The 2,752-nt window shown below is 57.7% G+C and carries 2 pseudogenes; one reads left to right on the forward strand and one right to left on the reverse strand.

The window, feature by feature from the left end:
- A pseudogene (locus L0H65_RS17765) lies at positions 1–1,873 on the reverse strand (vitamin B12-dependent ribonucleotide reductase); the annotation flags it as partial.
- 653 nt (positions 1,874–2,526) lie between these two features.
- Between L0H65_RS17765 and L0H65_RS17770 the strand changes: the two are divergent.
- Positions 2,527–2,752, forward strand: a pseudogene (locus L0H65_RS17770) (tellurite resistance TerB family protein); the annotation flags it as partial.

The raw sequence follows: 2,752 nt of genomic DNA on the forward strand, positions 1-2,752 counted from the left end.
CGCCAACGTATTCGCCGCTGGCATGGGCGGCCGCGCGGTGGTTGCGGATCACCCGCAGCATATGCTCACGGTTGCGGGCGTAGCCGGAGAATGCGCCCAATTCGCCCGCCATTTCCGCCGATGTTGCATAGGAAACACCGGTCATCAGAGCGGTCAAGGCACCACACATCGCGCGCCCCTCGTCGCTGTCATAGCTGAAGCCCATGTTCATCAACAAACCGCCGATATTGGCATAACCCAGGCCAAGCGTCCGGAAATCATAGGAGAGCTGGGCGATTTCCTTCGATGGGAACTGTGCCATCATCACCGAGATTTCCAACGTCACGGTCCAGAGCCGGGTGGCGTGGATATAAGCGGCAGAGTCGAACTTGCCGTCATTGTAGAATGTCAGCAGGTTCATTGAGGCCAGGTTGCAGGCAGTATCGTCCAGAAACATATATTCCGAACACGGATTGGAGCCGCGGATCGCACCATCTTCGGGGCATGTGTGCCAAGCATTCACAGAATCGTGGAACTGGATACCCGGATCGGCACAGGCCCAGGCGGCGTGGCCAACCTGATCCCAGAGCGCCCGCGCCTTGATGGTTTTGGAAACCGTGCCGTCCTTGCGGTTGATCAGTTCCCAATTGCCGTCGTCCTTGATCGCCTGCAAGAAAGCATCAGTGACACGGATGGAGTTGTTGGAGTTCTGGCCGGACACGGATGAGTACGCCTCAGAATCCCAATCGGTGTCATAGGTCGGGAATTCGATGCTGGTATGGCCCTGCTTGGCGTAGTCCAGAACCCGTTTGATATAGGTTTCCGGGATCGCGACTTTCTTGGCGTCCTTGATCGCGGCTTTCAGGCCGGGATTGTCCTTCGGCTCATAGGCCGCGTCCGCCGTGCCATCCCAAGCCCGGATTGCCGCGAAAATGGCGTTGAGTTTCTGTTCATGCATTTTTGAGCCGGCGACGATAGAGGCAACCTTCTGCTCCTCGATCACCTTCCAATTGATAAAATCTTCGATATCAGGGTGGTCGGCATCGACGATCACCATTTTCGCCGCGCGCCGGGTGGTGCCGCCCGATTTGATCGCACCTGCCGCCCGATCACCGATTTTCAAAAAGCCCATCAGACCGGAGGATTTACCGCCACCCGAGAGCTTCTCCCCCGCGCCGCGCAATGACGAGAAGTTTGTGCCGGTGCCGGACCCATATTTAAACAGCCGCGCCTCGCGGACCCAAAGGTCCATGATGCCACCGTCGCCGACCAGATCATCCTTGACCGATTGGATGAAACAGGCATGTGGCTGCGGGTGTTCATAGGCCGAGGTGGATTTGGTCAGTTTGCCGGTCAGGTGGTCGACATAATAGTGGCCCTGTGACGGCCCGTCGATCCCATAGGCCCAATGCAAGCCGGTGTTGAACCACTGGGGGGAGTTGGGTGCCGCCATCTGGCGCGCCAGCATGTAGCGCATTTCATCATAATAGGCTTTCGCGTCGGACTCGGTGGTGAAATAGCCGCCCTTCCAACCCCAATAGGTCCAGGCACCCGCCAAACGGTCGAACACCTGTTTGGCTGAAGTTTCGCCGACAATGCGTTGATCTTGCGGTAGTTTCGCCAAGGCATCCTCATCAGGGACAGAGCGGAGCAGAAACTCGGGAACGCCCTTTTCCTTGACCTTTTTCAGCCGCGCCGGAACGCCTGCCTTGCGGAAATACTTTTGCGCCAACACGTCAGAGGCGACCTGACTCCAGCCGCTTGGCACCTCCACCGCGTCATTACGAAACACAATCTTGCCGTCAGGATTGCGAATCTCCGAAACCGTGGTGGTGAAATCCATCGTGCCATAGGCACCCGTCGCTTCCGCCGTAAATTTCCGCTCGATCTTCATTTGCCCCGTCTCCGACTTGTTGCAGGCTTTGGCCGGGTTTCGGCGCTGCCTGATGTTTTCCCTATTCCGCAACGCCTGCGGCACACCCGTCCTGAAAAAGCGTCAACCACCGTGTCGCAAAGCAACAAAATTCCAGCCCCCTCAAGAGGCTTTGATAGAATTGGTTTTCGAATTTCCCATTGCGCCACCATATGTAGTGTCAGTCGGCGGCGCTTCGACAACCTGTCGCAATTCCCCAGTTGTCGCAACGCATATTTTTGGTTTCTCCACAGTTTTTTTACAGTGCGTCGGGGCTTTTCCGGTTGCGTTCCGATTCTGGGCAGCGAGGCTTTGCGCGCTGCGCCTGTGGCACTGACACTCTTCGTATGACAAAGCCTTTGCTTTCGGCATCCTTACCATCACTAGCTGATAGTTTGGGTGAATTCCGATGCTGCTACCACATGTAGTAGGCGCCAGAATCACCCCAGCGCTTGAACTTCCGGGGTTTCGCAAAACTGTTGCGCAAGCGTGACGGTCAAACAGATGATTCCGGTGCGGGCGATTTTTCATACTCCATGCCAAACGCGACGCCGCGCGCTGGCAAAACTTCCCCTTGCGCGGGACTGATCGAAGGCGCAACCCTGAACACTGGTCACCGCGTAAAGGATAAAGCCATGTCTCTCGTTTCAACACTTGCCAAAGTTGCCGTCGGCGTCGCGCTTGCCAAAGGCGCAAGCTATGTCGCCCAAAACGGATTGCCGGGGGCCAGGACCGCTGGCGCAGGCGGTGGAAGCGTGGGCGGCGGCGGGCTTGCCGATATGATGGGCGGCTTGTTGGGCGGCGGCAGTGCGGCGGGGGCCGGTGGCGGACTTGGCGGCTTGCTCGAGCAGCTTTCAGGCC

This window comes from Pseudorhodobacter sp. (assembly GCF_030452865.1).
Lineage (GTDB): Bacteria > Pseudomonadota > Alphaproteobacteria > Rhodobacterales > Rhodobacteraceae > Pseudorhodobacter.